General features: G+C 31.9%; 18 protein-coding genes and 4 tRNA genes. All 22 read right to left on the reverse strand.

Features of this window, described 5'->3' with window-relative positions; genetic code table 11:
* Positions 1 to 5 precede the first annotated feature (5 nt).
* The 22 genes from rpoC to PHD84_01355 all read right to left on the reverse strand — a co-directional run bounded on the left by rpoC (position 6) and on the right by PHD84_01355 (position 24,280).
* Positions 6 to 5,144 (reverse strand): DNA-directed RNA polymerase subunit beta', encoded by a 5,139-nt coding sequence (rpoC, locus tag PHD84_01250; GenBank protein ID MDD5636437.1) that lies wholly within the window; start codon positions 5,142 to 5,144, stop codon positions 6 to 8.
* Between the two features lie 164 nt (positions 5,145 to 5,308).
* The gene (gene rpoB / locus PHD84_01255; GenBank protein ID MDD5636438.1) at positions 5,309 to 8,899 is read right to left on the reverse strand and encodes a DNA-directed RNA polymerase subunit beta; all 3,591 of its coding nucleotides are present in this window, start codon (positions 8,897 to 8,899) and stop codon (positions 5,309 to 5,311) included.
* A 213-nt stretch (positions 8,900 to 9,112) separates the two neighbouring features.
* Positions 9,113 to 9,517 (reverse strand): 50S ribosomal protein L7/L12, encoded by a 405-nt coding sequence (gene rplL / locus PHD84_01260; protein MDD5636439.1) that lies wholly within the window; start codon positions 9,515 to 9,517, stop codon positions 9,113 to 9,115.
* A gap of 163 nt (positions 9,518 to 9,680) precedes the next feature.
* On the reverse strand, positions 9,681 to 10,217 hold the full coding sequence (gene rplJ / locus PHD84_01265) for a 50S ribosomal protein L10 (GenBank protein ID MDD5636440.1): 537 nt from the start codon (positions 10,215 to 10,217) through the stop codon (positions 9,681 to 9,683).
* A gap of 212 nt (positions 10,218 to 10,429) precedes the next feature.
* A complete protein-coding gene (gene rplA / locus PHD84_01270; GenBank protein ID MDD5636441.1) occupies positions 10,430 to 11,140 on the reverse strand; it encodes a 50S ribosomal protein L1 in 711 nt (236 codons plus the stop codon).
* 91 nt (positions 11,141 to 11,231) lie between these two features.
* Positions 11,232 to 11,654: a 50S ribosomal protein L11 gene (gene rplK, locus PHD84_01275; GenBank protein ID MDD5636442.1), complete on the reverse strand. Its 423-nt coding sequence runs from the start codon at positions 11,652 to 11,654 to the stop codon at positions 11,232 to 11,234.
* Between the two features lie 85 nt (positions 11,655 to 11,739).
* Entirely contained in the window at positions 11,740 to 12,276 is a 537-nt protein-coding gene (gene nusG / locus PHD84_01280; protein ID MDD5636443.1) for a transcription termination/antitermination protein NusG, read from the reverse strand.
* Between the two features lie 60 nt (positions 12,277 to 12,336).
* Positions 12,337 to 12,537 carry a preprotein translocase subunit SecE gene (gene secE, locus PHD84_01285; GenBank protein MDD5636444.1) on the reverse strand — a complete coding sequence of 67 codons (201 nt, stop codon included), beginning with the start codon at positions 12,535 to 12,537 and terminating at the stop codon, positions 12,337 to 12,339.
* Between the two features lie 39 nt (positions 12,538 to 12,576).
* Positions 12,577 to 12,652 (reverse strand) — tRNA-Trp (locus tag PHD84_01290).
* Between the two features lie 48 nt (positions 12,653 to 12,700).
* Positions 12,701 to 12,850, reverse strand: coding sequence for a 50S ribosomal protein L33 (rpmG, locus tag PHD84_01295; GenBank protein ID MDD5636445.1), 150 nt, complete (start codon positions 12,848 to 12,850; stop codon positions 12,701 to 12,703).
* A 224-nt stretch (positions 12,851 to 13,074) separates the two neighbouring features.
* Positions 13,075 to 14,277: an elongation factor Tu gene (tuf, locus tag PHD84_01300; protein ID MDD5636446.1), complete on the reverse strand. Its 1,203-nt coding sequence runs from the start codon at positions 14,275 to 14,277 to the stop codon at positions 13,075 to 13,077.
* 120 nt (positions 14,278 to 14,397) lie between these two features.
* A tRNA-Thr gene (locus tag PHD84_01305) sits at positions 14,398 to 14,474 on the reverse strand.
* A gap of 5 nt (positions 14,475 to 14,479) precedes the next feature.
* Positions 14,480 to 14,566: transfer RNA gene (locus PHD84_01310), tRNA-Tyr, on the reverse strand.
* Positions 14,567 to 14,595: 29 nt separating this feature from the next.
* Positions 14,596 to 14,671, reverse strand: a tRNA-Thr gene (locus PHD84_01315).
* Between the two features lie 41 nt (positions 14,672 to 14,712).
* Positions 14,713 to 15,342 carry an RNA polymerase sporulation sigma factor SigH gene (sigH, locus tag PHD84_01320; protein MDD5636447.1) on the reverse strand — a complete coding sequence of 210 codons (630 nt, stop codon included), beginning with the start codon at positions 15,340 to 15,342 and terminating at the stop codon, positions 14,713 to 14,715.
* A 232-nt stretch (positions 15,343 to 15,574) separates the two neighbouring features.
* A complete protein-coding gene (gene cysS, locus PHD84_01325) occupies positions 15,575 to 17,002 on the reverse strand; it encodes a cysteine--tRNA ligase (GenBank protein MDD5636448.1) in 1,428 nt (475 codons plus the stop codon).
* Positions 17,003 to 17,042: 40 nt separating this feature from the next.
* A complete protein-coding gene (locus PHD84_01330) occupies positions 17,043 to 18,179 on the reverse strand; it encodes a TRAM domain-containing protein (protein MDD5636449.1) in 1,137 nt (378 codons plus the stop codon).
* A gap of 183 nt (positions 18,180 to 18,362) precedes the next feature.
* Positions 18,363 to 19,727: a DNA repair protein RadA gene (gene radA, locus PHD84_01335; protein ID MDD5636450.1), complete on the reverse strand. Its 1,365-nt coding sequence runs from the start codon at positions 19,725 to 19,727 to the stop codon at positions 18,363 to 18,365.
* A gap of 51 nt (positions 19,728 to 19,778) precedes the next feature.
* Positions 19,779 to 22,259, reverse strand: coding sequence for an ATP-dependent Clp protease ATP-binding subunit (locus tag PHD84_01340; GenBank protein ID MDD5636451.1), 2,481 nt, complete (start codon positions 22,257 to 22,259; stop codon positions 19,779 to 19,781).
* A gap of 65 nt (positions 22,260 to 22,324) precedes the next feature.
* Positions 22,325 to 23,404, reverse strand: a complete 1,080-nt coding sequence (locus PHD84_01345; protein MDD5636452.1) for a protein arginine kinase — start codon at positions 23,402 to 23,404, stop codon at positions 22,325 to 22,327.
* A complete protein-coding gene (locus PHD84_01350; protein MDD5636453.1) occupies positions 23,388 to 23,927 on the reverse strand; it encodes a UvrB/UvrC motif-containing protein in 540 nt (179 codons plus the stop codon). The genes PHD84_01345 and PHD84_01350 overlap by 17 nt, the downstream gene beginning before the upstream one ends.
* Positions 23,928 to 23,995: 68 nt before the next feature.
* Positions 23,996 to 24,280: a metal-sensitive transcriptional regulator gene (locus tag PHD84_01355; GenBank protein MDD5636454.1), complete on the reverse strand. Its 285-nt coding sequence runs from the start codon at positions 24,278 to 24,280 to the stop codon at positions 23,996 to 23,998.
* Positions 24,281 to 24,570 lie beyond the last annotated feature (290 nt).

Below are 24,570 nucleotides of genomic sequence, written 5' to 3' on the forward strand. Positions count from 1 at the left end.
GAACCTTAAACTTTTTCATGGTTATCATCATTAATACTTTTAGGCTTACTTGCAATATTATTATCTGGATGATCAATAATCTCATCTTCTTTGATCCCTTCTTGCGCTTCCTTTTCTAATTCTTCTTCATATTTTGAGGTTATTTCTACATCTCTATATTGCGCTAAACCTGTACCTGCTGGTATGATGTTGCCAATTATAACATTTTCTTTCAAACCATATAAATAATCTACTTTTCCTTTTATTGATGCATTAGTTAAAACATGAGTGGTCCGTTGAAAAGAAGCACCTGATAAAAAGCTTTCAGTAGATAAGGAAGCCTGGGTAATTCCCTGTATAATAGGCATTCCTACTGCAGGCAATTTGATCCTTTTCATAAAACCAATATTTTCTATTAATAATATTGACTCTTGTATGCTATTTTCAGTTCTATATTTTACCAATTCAACATTTTGTTGAAAAAATATATTTGCATTATTTTTTGTAATTTTCTCACCAGCTGGAATTATAGTTTCACCAGTATTTTTATCAATAATATCTTGAGCAATTATCTTACCAATAAGGTTGTGATAGATGTAATCTAAAGTTCTTCCTTCTAGAGAGAAGAAACGACCATCTTCCAAAGGTATATCACTAATACCGGTTGAATATGCTTTTCTTATAATATTTTTACTTACTGGCTGTTTTGTATCCGCAATAACATTTCCGGTTTTAGGATCTCTAAGCTCTTCACCAAGATTCTTCCCGATAACATCTTCTTTTGTAAAGCTGATTAAATTCTCTTTGATATTAATCTCTTTAATGTCACTCCAAATTGTCATTTTTTCACACTGATATTCTATTATTTTTTCTATATCATTTTCATCTAAAATTTTATTGGCGGTTATTATAACAATTTGTTCATCATTTTCTTTAATATCTTGAGCAACCATTTTCCCTATCAATTTGGTTTTTATTTCAGGATTAAAAATCTTTACTCTATTTATATCATTCTTCACTAAATCAAGAGCAATTTCCCTTGTTATCTTATTTCCACTAAATTTTTGTAAACTGACCTTATCAGATCCATCTGTATTAATATTCTTGTTATCAATAATGTCTTTGGAAATAGCATCAATAAGAATATGATCCTTTATCCGCTCAATAAAATTAATTTCACCTTGAACTATATTGTTAATTCTGCCCTGTTCATCAATTACATCAAAGTTTAGATATTCTGAATTCTCAATTTTTCTGATTATATTTTCATCTATAACAGTATTTTTATCAATTAGAATTTCACCCTTATTACCTGTTATGCAATTAACTAAAGCCTTATTCAGCAGTAATTCCCTATTCCTATTACGAATCTCTTCATTTTCTTGAGTTACTCTTCTATTAGCCTGTTCAAAATCTGAAACATATACTAGTTCACCAGAAAGCAAATCAGAATCACGTGAGGCCTTAATGTATATTTTATTTAAACGGGCAATTTGCCTTACAATTACCTCAATATGCTTATCATTTATGGTTACTCCTTGTGAGCGATAAACTTCCTGAACTTGCTCTAAAAGGTATTTTTGAACAGCTTTAATACCTTGAATTCTCAGAATATCATTTGGATCAATAAAACCTGTTGTTAATTTTTGACCGGCTGTAATTTTCTGTCCTTCTTGAACAATAATCCTTAAATCCTTAGGTATTATATAAACCTTCTTTTTAATCTCTCTATTTTTTTCTGATAACATTTCAGTTTCAGGTCTTATAATAATTTCTTTCCTGAGTGATTCCTGATCATCTTTAATTCGATCAACAAATCCATTCATTTCACTTATTACTGCTTGTTTTTTAGGTTTTCTTACTTCAAATAGTTGCTCAACTCGTGGCAAACCTAAAGTAATATCTTCACCAGTAATTTTTATACCACCAGTATGGAAAGTTCTTAATGTTAGTTGTGTTCCAGGTTCACCAATAGATTGGGCAGCAATAGTTCCAACAGCCTCACCGATAGTTACAAGTTTGCCCATTGCCAGGTCTTTACCATAACATTTGACACAAATGCCTTGCTTTGAAGCACAGGTTAGTGGAGATCGTATCTTGACTTCTTTTATACCTGAATCAATGATTTTTTTAGCTATTTTCTCATTTATTATTTCACCTCTCCGAACGAAAATATCTCCATTTTCACTTTCTATAACATCTTCTTGAGCTATTCTCCCTACTATTCTCTCGTCTATCTTTTCAATGATATTTCCATCCACTTGTATGTCAGAAACCAATATGCCATCATTGGTACCACAATCTTCCTCAGTAATTATAACATCCTGAGCTACATCGATTAATCTCCTGGTTAAATATCCTGACTTAGATGTTCTAAGAGCTGTATCAGCTAAACCTTTCCTTGCTCCATGAGTAGATATGAAATATTCTAGGCAGGATAATCCTTCCCTAAAGTTAGACTGTATGGGAAATTCTATAATTTTTCCAGATGGATCAGCCATTAAACCTCTCATTCCAGCTAATTGACCAATTTGTCTTCGACTTCCTCGAGCTCCAGAATCAGTCATCATATAAAGCGGATTAAAGCTATTTAGATTACTTAAAATAGCATTAACTACTTTATCAGCGGCATCTGTCCAGGCATTAATAATTTTTTCGATTCTTTCCTCTTCCATTATCAAGCCGTAGTTGAATTGTTCTTTAATTTTAGTAACATTTTTTTCAGCTTCTTCTAATATTTTTTCTTTTTCCGATGGGATTTCTAAATCTATAATCCCGATAGTTATTCCCGATATAGTGGCATAGTGAAAACCCAATTCTTTAATATTATCTAAACAATTTACTGCTTTCCCTGGTCCATACTGGCGATAAATGTAAGAAATAATACGGGCTAATGTTTTTTTGGTGATGGTCAAATCAACAAATTTCATATCTTCGGGTAATACCTGATTAAAAATAACCCGACCGATTGTTGTTTCTTCAATACTACCTTTTATTCTAACCTTCACACTGGCATGAACATCAACATAACCTTCTTCTTTTGCTCTAATAGCTTCTTCAGGATTGGCAAATATTTTTCCTTCTCCCTTTCCTCCTTTTTCCTTCATTGTAAGGTAATAGCATCCCAGTATAATATCCTGAGATGGTAGTGCAATGGGAGCACCATTTGCTGGTGATAAAACATTATTAGTTGCCAGCATTAACAATTCGGCTTCAGTCTGTGCCTCTGTAGATAAAGGAACATGTACAGCCATTTGGTCACCATCAAAATCAGCGTTAAATGCAGGGCAAGCTAAGGGATGAAGTTGAATTGCATTTCCTTCCACCAACACCGGTTTAAAAACTTGAATTCCTAATCTATGCAATGTCGGAGCCCTGTTTAACAAAACGGGATGTTCCTCAACAATTTCTTGTAATATGTTCCAAACTTCTGGAGATTCTTGTTCAACTAATTTTTTAGCAGTTTTGATATTATGAGCAAGCTCTTTTTTAACTAAATGGTGCATTACAAATGGTTTAAATAATTCTAATGCCATCTTTTTTGGTAATCCACACTGATTTAATTTTAATTTGGGACCGACAACAATTACAGAACGACCAGAATAGTCGACTCTCTTACCTAATAAATTTTGCCTGAATCTACCTTTCTTCCCCTCCAATAAATCACTTAATGATTTAAGAGGCCGATTACCTGCTCCCAATACTGCATGGCCTCTCCTCCCATTATCAATTAAAGCATCAACAGCCTCTTGCAACATTCTTTTTTCATTCTTCACAATGATATCTGGGGCACCTAACTCCAATAATCTTTTTAACCGATTATTTCGATTTATTACTCTTCGATAAAGATCATTTAAGTCTGAAGTGGCAAATCTACCACCTTCTAACTGTACCATAGGCCTTAGATCTGGTGGAATTACCGGCAGTACATCCAGTATCATCCATTCTGGTTTACAATGGCTTTTTCTAAATGCTTCAGTAATCTGCAATCTTTTAACCATTTTTTTAGCTTTTTGACCAGATGAACGTTTTAATTCTTCCCGTAATTCCATATTTAAAGAATCCAGATTAATATCTTTCAATAAATTTTTAATAGCTTCGGCACCTATTTCTGCTCTAAAATCTGAATCATAATGAGTATACAATCTATTTTCTGATTCTAATACAATATCTCCAACTTTATGATTTGTATTCCCTTGATTAATTACTATATAGCAGGATTCTTCAATTGTTTGTTTAGCCATAGTTGTTCTTTTTGACAATCCTGGCTCTTTTTCTAATAAAAGTGATAACCTGCTCTCCGATATTAATCCATCTATTTCCAATATCTTATAGGTTATTTGTTCCCCTGAATCATTCTTTTCATCAGTCGGAATAATCACGGGAACATTTTCGGTTTTATCCTCTTTTTTATCTTTAATTTCAGCAACTTCCTCTTCCTCTAAAGTTTCGATATCTAAATCATATCCTACATCTGAATGGCTAATGTCATAAGGTAAATTTTGTTCCACACTAAAGAATATTTTACCGAATATCCCCCATAACTCTTCCAGCTTTTCTTTATTGATAATATCTCCAATTTTATTTGGAAATATTTTTGTTTGGTTGACTCTATATAATAATTCTGCCTCAAAATTATCATTATATAATTTATGAATTTTATATTCAGTTTCTGTAATTACTTCACTTTCTAAATATTCTTTAGAATCATTGTCAATATTCTCATTTACTTTTTTAACTTCATATAATTGTTCTCTTCTTCTATCTGGAGCAAAGTAAAGGATTTTTTCTAAACTCCTTGGAGAAATATTTAGTAATAAAGCAAGTGGACTGGGAATTCCTTTAAAATACCAAACATGCGAAACAGGGCAAGCTAATTCGATATGCCCCATTCTCTCACGTCGAGTAATTGATTTGGTAACCTCAACACCACAACGGTCACATATAACACCCTTATATCTAATTCTCTTATATTTACCACAACTGCATTCCCAATCTTTAACCGGTCCGAAAATACGTTCACAAAACAAACCATCTTTTTCGGGTTTAAGAGTCCTATAGTTAATGGTTTCAGGTTTTTTAACTTCCCCATATGACCATTTACGAATATCTTCTGGTGAAGCTAATCCTATTGTTATAGCATTAATTCTTTCAGAAATTTCCAACCGAATTACCTCCCCGTAATTAATCACTACTAAAATATTTTAGCCCGAATAAATAAAAAATATTATTTCATTCTGACTTTTAACTATATCTTTTTCAGTAACATTAATAAATCATTATATTTTAAGTTAATAAATATTACTATTTTACATTTTTATCTTTATGGTTAAATGAAATCTTGATCAAGTCTCTCCTTAGTATCAAGATCTTCTTTGATATCGATTTCTTTTCCTTCATGGTCTAGTACTTTAATATTTAAACAAAGACTTCTTAATTCCCTTATTAATACTTTAAATGACTCTGGAATACCTGGTACTGGGATGTTCTCACCTTTAACAATAGACTCATAGGTTTTAATTCTTCCCGTAACATCATCTGATTTAACTGTAAGCATTTCCTGTAAATTATAAGCAGCTCCATATCCTTCTAAAGCCCATACTTCCATTTCTCCAAACCTTTGACCACCAAATTGTGCTTTCCCACCCAATGGTTGCTGGGTAACTAAAGAATAAGGTCCTGTAGAACGAGCATGTATCTTATCATCCACTAAATGAATGAGTTTTAGTATATAGCTGTAACCCACAGTAACCTTTTGATCGAAAGGCAGTCCAGTTCTACCATCATATAATATACTTTTTCCATCACGAGGCAAACCAGCATCAATTAAAGCTTTTGCAATATCATCTTCAGTAGCTCCATTAAATACTGGTGTAAATATGTTATAGCTAAGAGTTTTAGCTACCCATCCTAAATGAACCTCTAATATCTGTCCTACATTCATTCTCGAAGGAACTCCCAGAGGATTTAAAATAATATCAACAGGGGTGCCATCAGGTAAAAATGGCATATCATTTACCGGTAATATCTTGGCAATTACCCCTTTATTTCCATGCCTACCAGATATTTTATCCCCTTCAGATATTTTTCTTTTTTGAGCAATGAAAACTCTTACCATTTTATTCACTCCTGGAGGAATCTCATCACCATTTTCTCTTGAAAATACTTTCACATCAATAACTTTTCCACGGTCTCCATGAGGAACTCTCAGAGAAGTATCTCTGACTTCTCTAGCCTTCTCTCCAAAAATTGCTCTCAATAGCCTTTCTTCAGGGCCTAACTCTGTTTCTCCTTTAGGAGTTACTTTGCCAACCAAAATATCACCAGGCTCTACCTCAGTACCAATACGAATAATTCCTTCTTCATCCAGATTTGCTAAACTACTTTCGCCAATATTAGGTATGTCGGATGTTATCTCTTCAGGACCTAATTTTGTATCACGAGCATCACACTCATGTTCGCTTATGTGGATAGAAGTAAAAGTATCTTCCTGAACCATTTTTTCACTTATTACAATCGCATCTTCAAAATTATATCCTTCCCAAGACATATAAGCAACCAGGACATTTCTGCCTAATGACAAAAAACCCTGATCAGTATTGGGACCATCAGCAATGGGAGTATTTGCTTTTATTATTTGTCCTTCTTCAACTATAGGTTTTTGGTTAATACAGGTACCCTGGTTGGAACGACGAAATTTTTTTAAGAGATATTCTTTAGTAATGCCATGATTGTTTTTTAAAACAATCCTTCGAGCATCAACCTTATGAACAACACTATCTTCTTCTGATAAAATAATTGTTCCTGAATCACTAGCAACCTTTTTCTCCATCCCGGTCATAACTAAGGGCATTTCAGTTTTTATTACTGGAACCGATTGTCTCTGCATATTAGTTCCCATTAGAGCTCTATTTGCATCATCATGATCTAAAAATGGAATTAAGCTGGCTGAAATACTAGCCATCTGATTTGGTGCTACATCTATAAAATCAACATCCGAAGGTGGCACAGTTAAATAAACATCTCTATATCTACATGGGACATTATCCTCAATAATTTTATTATTATCAATTCTTATATTAATCGGAGCTATTCTATATTGATCTTCCTCATCTGCAGTAAGATATATAATATCCCCTGTTATCTGGCCATTTTCAACTTTTTTATAAGGAGTTTCAATGAATCCGTAATCGTTTATCCTAGCATAAATGCTTAATGAACCAATTAGACCTATATTTGGTCCCTCTGGAGTTTCTATAGGGCAAATTCTACCATAATGACTATAATGAACATCACGAACTTCAAATCCTGCTCTTTCTCTGGTTAATCCACCAGGACCAAGCGCAGATAACCTTCTCTTGTGAGTAATCTCAGAAAGAGGATTGGTTTGATCCATAAATTGAGATAACTGGCTACTCCCAAAAAATTGCTTAATTACAGCTACTAATGGTCTAATATTAATTAGTGCTTGGGGAGTCACCGTAGAAAGGTCTGGTTGTATAGTCATTCTTTCCTTGATTACTCTTTCCATTCTTACTAGACCAATATAAAATTGATCTAATAATAATTCACCGATTGTCTTTACCCTTCTATTTCCCAGATGGTCAATATCATCAATATAACCTATTCCATAATAAAGATTAATTAAATATCTTATTGCTGCTACTAGATCATCTTTTGTTAATGCATTGCCCTTTTGGACAGTCACTTTTGGCTGGATTTTACTAATCTTATTAATTAGTTCTGCGTCCAGTATTTGAGCTTTTTGAGCAATTACTTCACCAGTTTTATAATCAATAATATCTTCAGCCAAGTATAATCCAATATTATTTTCATTAATAACACCATCTTCGGGATCAAATAAATTAACAGTTGTATGTTCTTTCTCATTAAAAACTACAATTTCTTCATCATTATCATTATAAACATATATTTTATCAACATTAGATTGGTTTATTAATTCGGCAATTTTTTTATTAATATGAACATCTTTCTTAACTAATTGTTTGCCTGTAATCGAATCATAAATTGCTTTTGCGGTAGTTTTATCTAAAATTCTATTTTGAATATTTAATTTTTGATTTACTTTATATCTGCCAACATCTGCCAAGTCATACCTCTTAGGGTCAAATAATAACCTATCTAATAATTGTCTTGTATTTCTTTCAGTAGGCGGTTCACTAGGCCTAAGCCTTCTAAATATTTCAATCAGTGCATCCTTCTTATTATTGGTATTGTCTTTCGCTAAGGTTTCCTTAATGATTTCACTATTATCAAATAAATTAACTATTTGCTCATTACTTTCATAACCAAGAGCTCTTAAAAGTGTGGTCGCAGGAATTTTTCTCTTTTTATCAATTCTAACGTAGATCATGTTATTAGTATCAAAACCAAACTCTAGCCAGGAGCCTCTGTTGGGAATAATTCTAAAATTATACAAAGTTTTATTTTCACTATACTCTTCAATACCATAATAAATACCAGGAGAACGTATAAGTTGATTAACCACAACTCTTTCAGCTCCATTGATAATAAAACTTCCGCTTTCAGTCATCAATGGTAATTCTCCCATAAAAACATCCTGATCTTTGATTTCCCCAGTCTTTTTATTATGTAAACTAATTCTTACTTCTAATGGTGCAGAATAAGTGCTACCTCTTTCCCAGCAGTCGATGGGATCGTATTTTGATTCTTTAATAGAATAGCTAATATAATCTAACACAAGATTTCCAGTAAAATCTTGAATAGGAAAAACATCTTTAAATACCTTATGTAAACCAAAATCTTGACGTTTTTCCGGAGAGATTTCTCTTTGTAAAAACTTTTGGTATGATTGTTTTTGAATATCAAGAAAATTAGGTGGATCAATATAGTGTTTTATTTTGGAATAGTCGAAAATATTCAATTTTCTATTCTGCACTTTTAACACCAACCTTTTTGGAGATTTATACAAAACTATATGTTACCATTAAAACTATAAAAAGTCAAGAAGATACCCATCTATAAAAAATAGGTATCTTCTTCATTCATAAATATTTTACTAATATTTTATTAATATGTAATAAAAATTATTTACCAATTCATCTACATTATAATGTTAAACATCGCTGATATTTTAAATAAAAACGTATGTTTATTTTATTTCAACAGTTGCACCGACTGCTTCTAATTTTTCTTTAAGTTCCTGAGCTTCTTTCTTTTCAACCTTTTCTTTAACTGTTTTGGGTGCACCTTCAACAAGTTCTTTGGATTCTTTTAAACCTAGGCCAGTAGCAGCCCTAACTTCCTTAATTACTTTTATTTTATTTGCTCCAATATCCTTTAATACCACATCAAATTCAGTTTTCTCTTCCTCCTGAACAGCTGAAGCTACTCCTTGAACAGGAACAGCAGCTTGAGAAATTAACGGAGCTGCGGCACTGACTCCAAACTTATCTTCCAACGCTTTAACTAAATCAGCTAATTCTAATACTGTTAATTTTTCTAATTTGTTAATAATTTCTTGTACATTGTCACTACTATTTTTATCTTGAGACATTTTTACCTCTTTTTTGTTAATAATCTCTTCTTTTGCTTTCTTTTTTGGTGAATTTTCTGTTATCTTTTTTTCTTTTACTATTTCACGATTATCTTCTTTTTTTCCCTTTTCAACCAATTTTTTCACCTCCCTTCATCTTTTTATTCATCTTATTCATTACAATTTATAATGTTTTCCCTGATTTATTTTTATGAATCTGCTCTAGTACATTTACTAATTCAAATAAAGGTGATTTTAAAGCAAAAACAAATGAATTAGTAGAGCTTTTCATATTACCAATTATATTAGCCAATAATTCATCTCTGCTAGGTAAGCAAGCAATTCTCTCTAATTGTTCTCCTGAAAATATTTTTCCTTCAAGTAAGGCTACCTTTAATTTAAATTGTTCTTTATTATCCAATGAAAACTTATGTAATAACTTTAACGGTAAGAATGATTCATCCTTAGCAAAAGCAATAGCTGTACATCCAGATAGGCTGTCGATTAAATCATCTAAACCAACATCCTTAGCAGCAATTCTTATCAAGGTATTTTTATAAATTTTAAACTTAATATATTGTTCTCTTAAATTATTTCTTAGTTGTGTGATACTCTTAACATCGAGACCTTGATAATCAGATAAAACAATACTTGAGGATCTTCCCAATTCTTCAATTAACTCTTGGACGATTAATTTCTTTTCTTCTTTGGATAATGGCAATTAATTTTCTCCTTTCTATAATTATAATATCATTTATAATAACTAAAAAATCCTACCTTAGACCAAATCAATAAGGAAGGATTTATTCCTGAATTCCTCAGCAGGCTGGTTTACAACCAATTATACCTTTTTATTTATCTCAGAATCTTCCTTTGCTAGTACCTGCGATCTAAGGATTGATTATATAATATTTTATTTAAAATAGATATACTTTACCTCTTTTCAACCTCGCTTAATATTTTCATAGTATCCAGTTTAATACCGGGACCCATGGTGGAAGAAATGGTAACACTTAATATATAACGACCTTTGGAAGTAGGAGGTTTTGCTTTTAATACAGCTTCTATAAGGGAATAAAAATTATCAATAAGCTGTTCATCAGAAAAACTTATCTTACCAATTATAGTATGCACAATACCAAAACGATCTGCTCTATATTCAACTTTCCCTTTTTTCACAGATATTATGGCATTTTTAATATCAAAAGTTACTGAGCCTAACTTAGGATTAGGCATCAAACCCCTGGGACCTAAAATACGTCCTAATTTTCCAACTACCTTCATCATATCAGGAGTAGCAATAACTGCATCGAAATCAGTCCATCCATTTTGAATTTTTTCTGCTAATTCATTTCCTCCAACATAATCCGCTTCAGCTTCTTCAGCTTCTTTTGCCTTTTCAGCTTCTGCAAATACTAAAACTCTACTTTGCTTACCAGTACCATGGGGTAACTCGACTGCTCCTCTTACTTGCTCTTCAGACCGACGTGTATTTATACCTAAACATATCGCTATATCTATTGTTTCAGTAAAATTAGCCCAACTTAACTGTTTTACCAGTGTTATTGCTTCTTGGATAGTATATAATTTAGTTTTATCATAATTTTTTGAGCTTTCTATAAATTTTTTACTTCTGATTTTCATTATACTTTCCTCCTTGTGGTAGAAATGGATGATGTCCTCCCACTATTTAAATCAGCTTTTCCTATTTAAAATATATTTAATTAATGTAATATTATTCTATCTCAATACCCATACTACGAGCGGTTCCTTCTACTATCTTCATTGCACTTTCTATGCCATTAGCATTAAGATCGGTCAATTTTATCTCTGCTATTTCTTTAACTTTATTCTTACTTATTTTCGCCACTTTGTTCTTATTTGGCTCAGAAGAACCTTTTTCAACTTTTGCTGCTTCCTTCAATAAAAATGATACTGGTGGCTTTTTACATATAAAATCAAAAGTCCTATCTTGGTAAACTGTAATAATAACAGGAATAATAGTACCAATATCTTGTTTGGTTCGTTCGTTGAATGCCTTACAAAATTCCATTATATTGAGACCATGCTGTCCCAGAGCTGGACCAACCGGAGGCGCTGGATTTGCAGCTCCAGCAGGAATCTGTAACTTTATATTCGCAGTTATTTTTTTTGCCATTTTAAATTACCTCTTTATGCTACCATATTTAAATATTATAATATATAAATAGAGAAGTATATCTAAATAAAATAAATCTGTTAAATTAATACTTTTCTACATCCGTGTATTCTAACTCTACCGATGTTTCTCGTCCAAAAATAGTTAAAAAAACTTTTAATTTACCTCTTTGAGTATCAATTTCATTAACTTTTCCAGTATAACCCGTAAAAGGACCTGTGATTATATTAACACTTGTCCCGATATCAATATCAATTTTAGGCTTTTTCTCGCCTTTTCCCATCTGTTTTAAAATATTTTTTATTTCTTGCTCCTTAAGAGCAATAGGCTTTCCACCAGAACCAACAAATCTGGTAACTCCAGGTGTATTTCTAACTGCATACCACGATTCATTATTCATTTTCATCTGAACTACAACATAACCTGGAAATACTTTCTTCTGAACATATCTCTTTTTACCAGATTTTGTTTCAAGCACCCTTTCTGTTGGTATTAAAACCTGATATATTTGGTCTTCCATTCCCATGGATTTGACTCGTTGTTCAAGATTAGCTTTAACTTTATTTTCATATCCAGAATAGGTATGAACTACATACCATTTTTTATCTTCATTAGACCTTATAATCTTTCATCACTCTCCAGATAGGGTTGTATAATTTAACTCTTCTTAATTATATATTCATTACTGTAAAATTATGGAAACTACTCGAGAAAAGAAAAGGTCAATCAATCCTAAATAGATGGCAACCAGGACAACCATAACCATTACTACAATAGTGCTGCTGATTAACTGTTTCCTATTTGGCCAGGTAACTTTTTTTAGTTCCATTTTAGCTTCTTTAATAAAACTAACTATTTTTTGAAAAAATTGACTAATTTTCATTTTCCACCTTTTCAGCAACATTTATAATTTTTTGTTATCTGGCAGGCCCGGCAGGATTTGAACCTGCAACCCCCGGATTTGGAGTCCGGTGCTCTCCCATTAGAGCTACGGACCTGCATATTATTTTCTGCTATTGTTAAAATATATTATAAAAAATAGAATATCACTTTGTTTCTTTATGTAAAGTATGTTTTCTACAAAACTTACAATACTTTTTTAAGGAAATCTTTCCAGCTGTATTTTTCTTATTCTTATAACTATAATAATTTCGATTACTACACTCTGAACAAGCTAAAGTTATTCTTTCTCTCATCCTTTTTCCCCTCTATTAGAGAAAATTTACGAAACTTAATCTAACACATTTTAGCATACCTGTCAAGCTACTAATTATTTATTATCTTTTAGTAATTTAATTTTTATTTCTTTAATTTACTTTTTATAAAAACTTTTTACTCAACAAAAATTACAATAATTAAGACTGGGGTAAAATCCCAGTCTTAATTCATTATCATATATTTTTTATATGTAATTCTTAAACTATTCAATAACCTCGGTAACCACTCCTGCAGCGATGGTTCTTCCGCCTTCTCGAATAGCAAAACGAACACCCTTTTCCATAGCAATGGGAGTAATTAATTCACCAGTTATAGTCAGGTTATCACCAGGCATAGCCATTTCTACTCCTTCTGGAAGCGCTACGGTACCGGTTACATCAGTAGTCCTGAAATAAAACTGGGGACGATAACCGCTGAAGATAGGAGTATGTCTTCCTCCCTCTTCTTTGGTAAGAATAATAATTTCTCCTTTAAATTTGGTATGAGGGGTAATGGTACCCGGGGCAGCAATAACCTGGCCACGTTTAACCTCTTTTTTGTCTATACCACGAAGGAGAATACCAACATTGTCACCAGCCTCAGCCTGATCCAGTAGTTTGCGAAACATCTCCACACCAGTTGCTACTGTCTTTTTCGGTCTATCACTCAATCCTACTATCTCTACCGCGTCACCGACTTTAATTACTCCACGCTCTACTCGACCGGTAGCAACTGTTCCTCTACCAGTAATACTGAAGACATCCTCTACAGACAAGAGGAAGGGCTTATCTACATCACGTACTGGTGTAGAAATATAATTGTCTACAGCATCTAATAATTCCTGAATAGGTTTATAAGCCGGATCATCCGGTTTGGTTGGATCGGCTTCCATCGCTTTAAGAGCCGAGCCTTTAATAACTGGGATTTCATCACCAGGAAATTCATATTCACTAAGTAATTCTCTTACTTCCATCTCTACCAGGTCAATTAACTCAGGATCATCTACCATATCAACTTTGTTCAGAAAGACTACAATATAGGGCACTCCTACCTGCCGGGATAAGAGAATATGCTCTCGAGTCTGAGGCATAGGACCATCAGCTGCCGAGACTACTAGAATTGCACCATCCATCTGCGCCGCACCGGTAATCATGTTTTTGACATAGTCGGCATGACCGGGACAATCAATATGGGCATAGTGCCTTTTGTCCGTTTCGTACTCAGCATGAAATACTGAGATAGTAATTCCTCTTTCTCTTTCTTCGGGAGCACGATCGATTTCCTCAAAGGCCATAGCTTTAGCTAGCTTTTTACCAGATAAATATCTGGTAATTGCTGAAGTAAGAGTTGTTTTACCGTGATCAACATGACCAATAGTCCCAACATTAACATGCGGCTTGGTACGGATAAACTTTTCTTTAGCCATTTTGTTTTTTTCCTCCTTAAAAGATTGCTTATTCTAATTCTTTTTTAATTTATCTTGTTAAAAATTCTTTCTACAACAGTAATTATTAATTGAATTTTTTAAATATCCTTATCCAAACTCTGGAGCCCACGACCGGAGTTGAACCGGTGACCTCATCCTTACCAAGGATGCGCTCTAACCAACTGAGCTACGCGGGCACACATGGTGGGGAGGGAAGGATTCGAACCTTCGAAGGCGTTCAGCCAACGGATCTACAGTCCGCTCCATTTAACCACTTTGGTACCTCCCCAATAATAAAATATCTTACCACTTTACCATTGGAGCCGATGATCCGATTCGAACGGATGACCTGCTGATTACAAGTCAGCTGCTCTACCAACTGAGCTACACCGGCAACATAAAACATTATAGTTATTTTTATAGCTCAAGTCAATTCTATTTGTTAATTAAATCTATTTTCTTTTTTATCCTTTGTATGGCATTGTCTACACACTTGCTACTTTTCTTAAGTTTCAAGGCAATATCTCTATATGTTTTACCATCTAAATATGCTTCTAATACTTTTCTTTCTAGATTTGACAGAAGATTATTCAATATAATTTTTAACTCTTGTAATCTTTCTCTACTTAAGAATATATTCATTGGATCACTAATATTTAAATCATCAATTATATCTATTAAGGTCCTATCGCAGTACTCCACATTTTCAATAGGTTGATTCAAAGAAATACAGCAATTAAGAGGTTTATGTTTTTTTCTAGAAGCTTTTTTTATGGCTGTAATAATCTGCCTACTAATGCATATTTCGGCAAATACTCTAAAAGAAGTTAATTTTGAATTATCATAATTTTGCAATGCTTTATAAAGCCCAATCATACCTTCTTGAATAATATCTTCAGTATCTGCACCAATTAAGAAGTATGCCCTTGCTTTCGTTTTTACCAGTCTTTTATATCTGTTAATTAGATAATGCTCAGCTAAAACATTCCCATTGTTAGCTAAATTTACTAATAATCTATCGTCATATTTTTCATAAATAATAAATGGTGTTTCTTTAAAAATCACCAATATTAATACACCTACTTAATTTTTTTGATAATTTATATTAAAAACGTACCATTATAGCTGGTGTCTTTATGATACACCTATAAGAGGAATCATATTGTTTCAGATAATATTAAAGAAATATACCAATTAGATGTTTATGGTAAAATTACTTTCAGATAATGTATCTGCAAAGAAGTTATTTTTTAGGATAAAATATTCCTTTCATTATAGACTTATTATTAAAATGTGATCAAGTTTTTTTCCATCTTACCCCTTCTACTGTATCTTCAATTAAAATACCCATTTTATTTAATTTTTCCCTGATTTGATCGGCAGTAATCCAATCTTTATTTTTTCTTGCTATTTCTCGAACATTTATTAATTTTTCTATCTCTTTTCTCGAAATTTGTTCTTGATTAATTGATTGTGATATAAATTTTAATCCTAAAATATTTACTCCATAATTTTCATAAAATTGTATAACCTTTACTATTGCTTCCATATTTTTATTCCTTGCTTCATTCAAATAGATATTCGTTTCTTTGGATAACAAATATAGAGTACTCAGAGCAACTGGAGTATTAAAATCATCATCCATTGCTTTAATAAATATATCCTCCATTTTTTCAACTTTTTCAATTAATTTTTTACTTTCTATATCCATTCCTTTATTAAGATGGTTTTTATTAGATAAAAAATTAAGATTAAAAAATGTATTGATTAGAGTTTCCATGCTATTTTTGGATTGTTCCATTTGTTCTAAAGAATAATTTAATGGACTTCTATAATGAGCTGATAATAAAAAATGTCTGATAACCGATCCATCATATTTATGAGACAATTCTCTTATAGTTAATATATTGTCCAATGATTTAGACATTTTTTTGTCATCAATTTTTAAATAACCATTGTGTAACCAGTATTTAGCGAATGGCTTTCCACTAACAGCTTCACTTTGGGCAATCTCGTTTTCATGATGCGGAAATATTAAATCCTCGCCACCGGCGTGTATATCAAAACTCTCACCAAGATATTTGGTAGACATTACTGAACATTCAATATGCCAGCCAGGACGTCCTGGACCCCAGGGGCTATCCCATTTTGGCTCTCCTTCTTTGGCTCTTTTCCAAAGGATAAAATCATAAGGGTTTTTCTTTCGTTCATCTATTTCAATCCTTGCTCCCACCTGTATTTCATTCAAACTTTGTTTTGATAACTTTCCATAATCTTTAAATTTATTTACATCATAAAACACATCACCTTCAACTACATAAGTATACCCTTTTTCTTCTAACTTCTGTATAAAATTAATAATATCAATAATATGTTCAGTGGCTCGGGGATAGTAATCAGCTCTTCCAATATTTAAAAAATCAGCATCCTGAAAGTATTCGTTAATATATTTTTCCACTACCTTTAAATAGCAGCTCCCCAGCTCCTTTGCTTTGTTAATTATCTTATCATCGATATCGGTAAAATTAGATACATATTTTACCTTATATTTCTTATATTTTAAATACCTTCTTAAAACTTCAAAAACCAAAAATGGTCTGGCATTGCCAATATGAAAGAAATTGTATACAGTTGGTCCGCAAACATACATATTTACTTGTTTTTTATTAAGAGGGATAAATTCTTCTTTCTTTCTGGTTAGAGTATTGTATAACTGTAAACTCAATATTTTTTCCTCACTTTTCTGTTTATTTATTTTAACTTTATTATTTCTTCTTATAATTAGATTGTGTCTTTTTTACATAACTTATTTCATTGTTCTTTTTATTAATTCTTTCCTTTATTCTACCAAATATCATTCTTCCTGCTGGGGTTTGTAAAATACTTGTTACGGTAACTTTAACTTTTTCACCAATATTATTAATGCCATTCTCTACCACAATCATGGTTCCATCATCTAAATAAGCAACACCCTGACCAGATTCTTTTCCTTCTTTAATTATCTGAGTTATTAATTCTTCACCCGGTAATATAATAGATTTTAAAGCATTAGCCAAGTCATTAATATTTAATACTGTTACATTCTCTAATTGTGCCAATTTATTCAGGTTATAATCATTAGTTAAAACCTTGGCATCAATTTCTTTTGCTAATTTTATTAACTTAGTATCAACAGTTTTTAATTCAGGGTAGTCACGGCTAATGATTTTTATTTTATTACTATGTATTTTATTTATCTTATTTAAAACATCCAAACCACGTCTTCCCCTATTTCTTTTTAAAGGCTCGGAAGAATCAGCAATAGCTTGTAGCTCATTTAGGACAAAACGAGGTATAATTAGTTCACCTTCTAAAAAATCTGTTTGACAAATATCGGCAATTCTACCATCAATAATTACACTGGTATCCAATATCTTCAATTGATAATGTGAACTTCTTTCTCTTTTTTTAAATCTCTCAATATTTTTTTTGTAAAAATTAACACTTTCTTCCCTTTTGCTTAAACCAAGAGTAATACCCAATAAACCTAACGTTACGTTAAGTATGATAGGTAAATAATTACCAATAAAGGGAATGAAAGATAAGGAATATGCTAACAAATTGGCAATAATTAGTCCAATAATTAGACCTATTACGCCAGAAAGTATGTTTTGGGCAGGTATTCTTTGAAAATAGGCTACAATTATTTTCCCTAAATAACTTATTTTTTTATAACTAAGAATAAACAAAATAAATCCAAAAAAAATACCTATAAAAAATGATATAATAGGAATTAGCCATCTATACTGAGTTAATAAATCTAAGTCAGTAAAGACCTTTATGCCAGGGATAAGTTCATAACCAAATATTCCTCCTGCCAAAACAAAGAATAAACAAATAATTTTTTTGGCTAAACCTGACAAAATATTAACCTCCTCTATTCTTTTTTAGTTTATAGCATTATCCAGTACTACACTATTTTTGTAAAATCCTCCCTTCAGAATAAAATATATATAATAACAATTATCTATTCATAAGTCTATCAAATTATATCATTTGCCAATATGGGTGTAAAGTGACCTCTTAAAATAGCATTTTTTGTCGCTTCATTTCTTTAGAAAGGATATTATTTCTTCTATATTCTGTAAAGCTTTGATTTCTAAATTGTTAAAATTACTTGACATTTGTTTAGCATTATCAAAAGGCATTATACTTTTTTTATATCCAATTTTTTGAGCTTCGCTAAGTCTCCTTTCACATAATCCCACTGTTCTAACTTCTCCAGTTAAACCTAATTCTCCAAAAACAATTGTATCAAGAGGAAGAGCTAAACCTTTCAAGCTGCTCAAAATTGCTACAGCTATCCCTAAATCAATTGCTGGTTCACTTATCTTAATACCACCAGCGGTGTTAATGTAGATATCTTTATTTTGTAATTGTATTTTTAATTTATTTTCTAGTACTGCAATGATTAATGATACTCTATTATAATCAACGCCTGTTGTTACCCGTCGAGGGTAATTCAGATATGAAGGACTGGTTAGAGCCTCAATTTCTACTGCTAATGGGCGGCTGCCTTCAAAAGTAATAGTAGTTACAGTTCCTGGAATAGGTTGGGATCGTGAAGATAAAAGAATTTTTGAAGGATTCAGAACTTCTTTCAAACCATTATTTTCCATTTGAAATATTCCTAATTCGTTAGTAGTTCCAAATCTATTTTTAATACTCCTAAGAAGTCTGTAAGTTTGGAACCTTTCTCCTTCAAGATACAATACAGTATCTACTATGTGTTCGAGTATTTTTGGTCCGGCAATTTCACCATCTTTTGTGACATGCCCTATAATAATTAATGCAATATTGTTTCTTTTGGCTATTTCCATTAATCTGGAAGTACAGCTCTTTACTTGAGTCGCACTTCCAGGAGCGGAGGGAATATTTTTATCATTAATAATCTGTATAGAGTCAACAATCGCAATCTTTGGTTTTATGTATTTTATCTGAGCAATAATTTGTTCCAGTTCATTTTCAGATATTAGGTAAATCTGGTTTGAATTGACTGATAACCTACTTGCTCTTAAAGAAATTTGTCTTAATGATTCTTCTGCTGTAATGTAAAGAATTTTACCAACTTTTTCAGCTAATCGCGGAGTAATCTGTAAAGCTAAAGTAGATTTTCCAATTCCTGGTTCTCCTCCAATTAAAGTGAGTGAACCAGGTACAATGCCACCTCCTAAAACACGGTCAAATTCCATAATACCTGTTTGGTATCGATTTTCTTCTGAATTGAATTTTAATTTATTAATAGGCTTGGCAAGATCTTTTTTTAAAATTTTTATATAGGATATATTGCTCTCTAAAAAATCCTGTGGTAAAAGTGTATTCCATGATCCACAATTAGGACAACGACCTAACCACTGGGAGGTTTCAAAATTACACTTCTCACAACGATAATATTTTTTATTATTCTTCATCGCTTAAGAAAAAAGGTTCTCCTCTAAAATTATTTATACTTATTATTCACTTCAGTTATAATTACTATAGAATTGTTCTTCGTTATTCTGATTATTTTTGATATCTTTCTTTTCAAAAACAATCTTCCCTTTCTTAGCTCCGATAGAAATATTGTCTCCCTCTTTAAACTCACCTGACAATATTTTTTCTGAAATTGGATTTTCTACTAACCTTTCAATAGTCCTTCTTAATGGTCTGGCACCAAAGTTAGGATCATATCCTTCTTTTACTAAAATATCTTTTGCTCCTTTTCTGACAGAAAAGCTTATTTTTTGTTCTGACAATAATTCTCTGACTTCATTGAGCAGTAATTCTGCAATCTGCCTTATTTCATTTTCTGTAAGACTTTTAAAAACTATCACTTCATCAATTCGATTAAGGAATTCCGGCCTGAATGTTTTATTCAATTCTCCCATTACACTATCTTTAATATCTTTATAGGACATCTGTTCGGGTTCATTAGAGCTTCTAAATCCTAAAGAAGCTCCCTTTTTAATTAAGGTAGCTCCCACATTAGAAGTCATAATAATAACAGTATTCTTAAAGTCAACTACTCTACCCTGGGCGTCGGTTAATCTTCCATCCTCAAATATCTGCAATAAAATATTAAAAACATCAGGATGTGCTTTTTCGATTTCATCTAACAATACCACAGAATAGGGACGTCTTCTTACTTTTTCAGTCAATTGACCACCTTCTTCATATCCAATATAACCAGGAGGTGCTCCAACCAACCTGGAAACTGCAAATTTTTCCATATATTCGGACATATCTAAACTGATCATAGCATTTTCATCACCAAATAAAAATTCAGCTAGACTTCTTGCTAATTCAGTTTTACCGACACCTGTTGGTCCCAGGAAAATAAATGAACCAATGGGTCGCTTTGGATCTTTCATACCAGCTCGGGCTCTTCTAACAGCTCTGGCAATAGCCTTAATAGCATCATCTTGTCCAATAATTCGTTTATGCAACTCCTCTTCCATCCTAATCAGCTTTTTCGCTTCTTCCTCCTTAAGGGAATATACCGGAACACCACTCCAGCTGGAAACAACTTCAGCTACATCTTCCACTGTGACCTCTATTTTATCTTTGGTTTTTCCAGTTTCCCAATCTCTTTTAATTTCATTATACTTCTCTTCATACTTTCTTTCTTTATCTCTTAACTTAGCTGCTTTTTCAAATTCTTGTAACCTTACAGCAGCATCTTTCTCTTTTCTAATCTTTAACAACTGTTCTTCCACTTCTTTAACATCTGGTGGATATACTGTATTTCTTAATTTAACTCTCGATGCCGATTCATCAATTACATCAATTGCTTTATCTGGCAAAAATCTACCAGAAACATATCTCGCAGCCAATTTTACCGCAGCAATTAATGATTGATCAGTTATGGTTAATTTATGATGAGCTTCATATTTATCTCTTAATCCTCTGAGAATTTGTATTGCTTCTTCAATAGTTGGTTCAGGAACATTAATAGGCTGAAAACGTCTTTCTAGTGCCTTATCTTTTTCAATATATTTCCTATATTCATCTGTTGTTGTAGCACCGATAGCTTGTATCTCTCCGCGAGCCAATGCAGGTTTTAATATATTTGAAGCATCAATAGCTCCTTCAGCAGCTCCTGCACCAACAAGGGTATGAAACTCGTCAATAAATAAGATTATATCATTTGAATTTTGGACTTCTTTAACTATTCTTTTCAGACGTTTTTCAAACTCACCTCTATATTTTGTACCAGCAACTATCAAAGCCAAATCAAGAGAGATTATTCTTTTATTTTTTAATATTTCTGGAACATCGTTATTGGCAATTTTTTGAGCTAAACCCTCCACAATAGCTGTTTTTCCAACACCTGCTTCTCCAATTAAGCAGGGATTATTTTTTTTTCTTCGGCTTAAAATCTGTATTACCCTTTGTATTTCATTATTCCTACCTACCACAGGATCCAATTTTTCTTCTCTGGCTAGATCGGTTAAATCTCTACCAAACTCATCTAATGTTGGAACTTTGCTTTCCTTTCTGATACCACTACTAGCAGTCTCTGGATGGTCACTTTCCATTAATACTTTCATTACCTGTGAATAGATATTTTCTAAATCTAATCCCATTTCATTTAAGATTCTAGTTGCAACCCCACTACCTTCTTTGATTAATCCCAGAAGTATATGTTCAGTTCCTATATAATTTTGACCTAATCGACTTGCTTCCTGAGAAGCTAATTCCAATACCTTCTTTGCTCTTGGAGTAAAAGTAATTTCGCTTACTTCTTGATATTTCCCTCTTCCTACTATTTTTTCTATTTCTTCAGTAACTCTTTCTGCTTCAACACCTAATTCACGTAAGATTCTTCCAGCAATTCCTTCATTTTCTTTAACTAAACCAACTAATATATGTTCGGTACCTATATAATTATGATTAAGATTGACCGCTTCTTCTTGTGCCATCATAATCACTTTTCTAACTTTTTCAGTGTATCGTTTAAACATTTTTCATTTTTCTCCATTTTTTAAGTATTTATAAAATTATTTACTCTAAATATTTTTTCTCTACCTTAATAATGTATAAACTCCTTTACTAACTCGGCTCTAACTAAATCTATTTCACTTTCATTCATTTTACTATTCCTTAATAGTTGTATATATCCTGGCTGTATAATTAACATAAGCCTGTTAATTATATCATAGCCAATATTAGTCATAATACCTAATTCAATACCTAATCGAATTTTGGATAACAGGTCGATTGCTTCTACAATATGTATAATCCTGGCATTAGTTAATATACCATAAGCTCGCATAATTTGATCTTCTATTCTTTTTCTGGAGTGTAACATTATTTCTTCTCGTGCCTTCTCTTCTGCATCAATCAATTGCTTACTTACTTTTTTTAATTTTTCAATAATCTCTTCTTCACTAAAGCCCAAGGTTATCTGATTAGATAGCTGAAATAAATTACCCTGAAAATCTGTACCTTCTCCGTAAAATCCCCTCACTGCGTATCCCATCTTAGAAAGAGATGTCATTAAATCATTCAATTTGTTAATAGTTAATAATCCCGGTAAATGTAACATGATAGAAGCTCTTAAGCCAGTGCCAATATTGGTAGGACAGCAGGTCAAAAAACCTTCATTCTCATTGAAAGCAAATTCAATTTCATTCATAATTTGGTCATCATAACAATTAATAATTTCCCAAACCTTTTCTAATTGAAAACCAGGTAACAAGCATTGTATTCTAAAATGATCCTCTTCGTTCACCATGATGCTGATCACCTCATCAGGTTTATAAAGAAAAGCGCGATAGGGATAATTTAACTGAGCTAAAGATATACTAATTAGACGTTTTTCAACCAAGAATTGGATATCCATATTAGCTAAATCATCAATTTTAATTATCTTAAAATCGCAAAAATGCTTATTGTTTTTTATTAGATTTTCAGTTTGTCCCATTATCTGCTTTAACTGATTATTAGTTGCTTTAAAGGGAAATGGAATATTACGTATGTTTCTAGCTAATCGTATTCTGGTACTTAATACAATATGATTAAAAGGACCATCCCCTTTAGCCCATTGAGGGGTGGTATCTCGTAATTCACGTATGAGCATTGCATCTTTATTACTCATTATTTCCATTTTTTAAAGTCTTCTCTTCCTTAATAATCAAATCTCTTAGTTTAGCTGCTTCTTCATATTCTTCCCTTAAGATGGCCTGCTGCAACTCATTCTTAAATTTTTTTATTCTTTTTAATTTATGGAATCGTTCCTTAGTATCAAGAGGGGCTTTTCCGATATGTTGTAAATGACCATGTAGTCTCCCTAAGATTGGTTTTAATTGCTTCCTAAAATATTCATAACATTGACTGCAACCAAGTTTCCCTGATTGTATAAACTCATTATAAGTCATATGGCAATCAGGACAATTCATTTCATTACTTAATTTAACCAAATTTTCTGCTTTTTCATATTTTCCAAATGTATCTAAAAGATTATCTAATATCTCATTCATATTATATTGAGAAAAGGAAAAAGAAGAAATTGTATTACCTAAAAGACATTGAGCACATTCTTTACAAACATGCAGTTCTGTTTTATATAATCCTACTAATTTAACAATAGTTACAGTTGCTTCGTTTTTTTTACATATTTGACAAATCATTAATTTAACCTTATTTCCCAATTTTTAATTCCGTTCAATTATAGTTCATCAAAAAAATTTTTGTCAAATTATTTGATAAATTTAATAACAAGTTCGATAATTTCATCTATTGTACTCTGGTACATAGAAATATCATCTGAATATTTAAAACAAGAATATGCTTTCTCTTCCAACAGCAATTTATTGATGCAATTTAAGGCAGACTTAACAGCAGAAACTTGCATCAGAATATCAGCACAAGGTCTATTGTCAATGATCATATTTTGAATTCCTCTAATCTGTCCCTCTATTTTTTTTAGGCGATGTAGAATCTTTATTTTATTTATTTCCAAAATTTCCATTTCTCTTACCATATACCAGATATACCCCCCTAGGGTAGTAATATTATAGCTAATAATTTCGATTTGTCAATAGATTGTATTGTCCAAAAAAAAGATTTAAAAAATTGTAGATAAAGTATACGATAAACTTTCTAATATAAATAATTACAGATTTTTAAAATAAAAATATCTGCTCTAGATCAAGCAACAGTTTTAATCTAATATTTTGCTACAAATAAGGTCTTATTATAAAAAAACCGACTTTTAATCGGTTTGCCAAGAAAAAAGTATTTGGATAGTTAGTTGCTATAAGCACTTCCACT

The organism is Atribacterota bacterium (assembly GCA_028717805.1).
Classification (GTDB): Bacteria; Atribacterota; Phoenicimicrobiia; order Phoenicimicrobiales; family Stramentimicrobiaceae; genus Stramentimicrobium.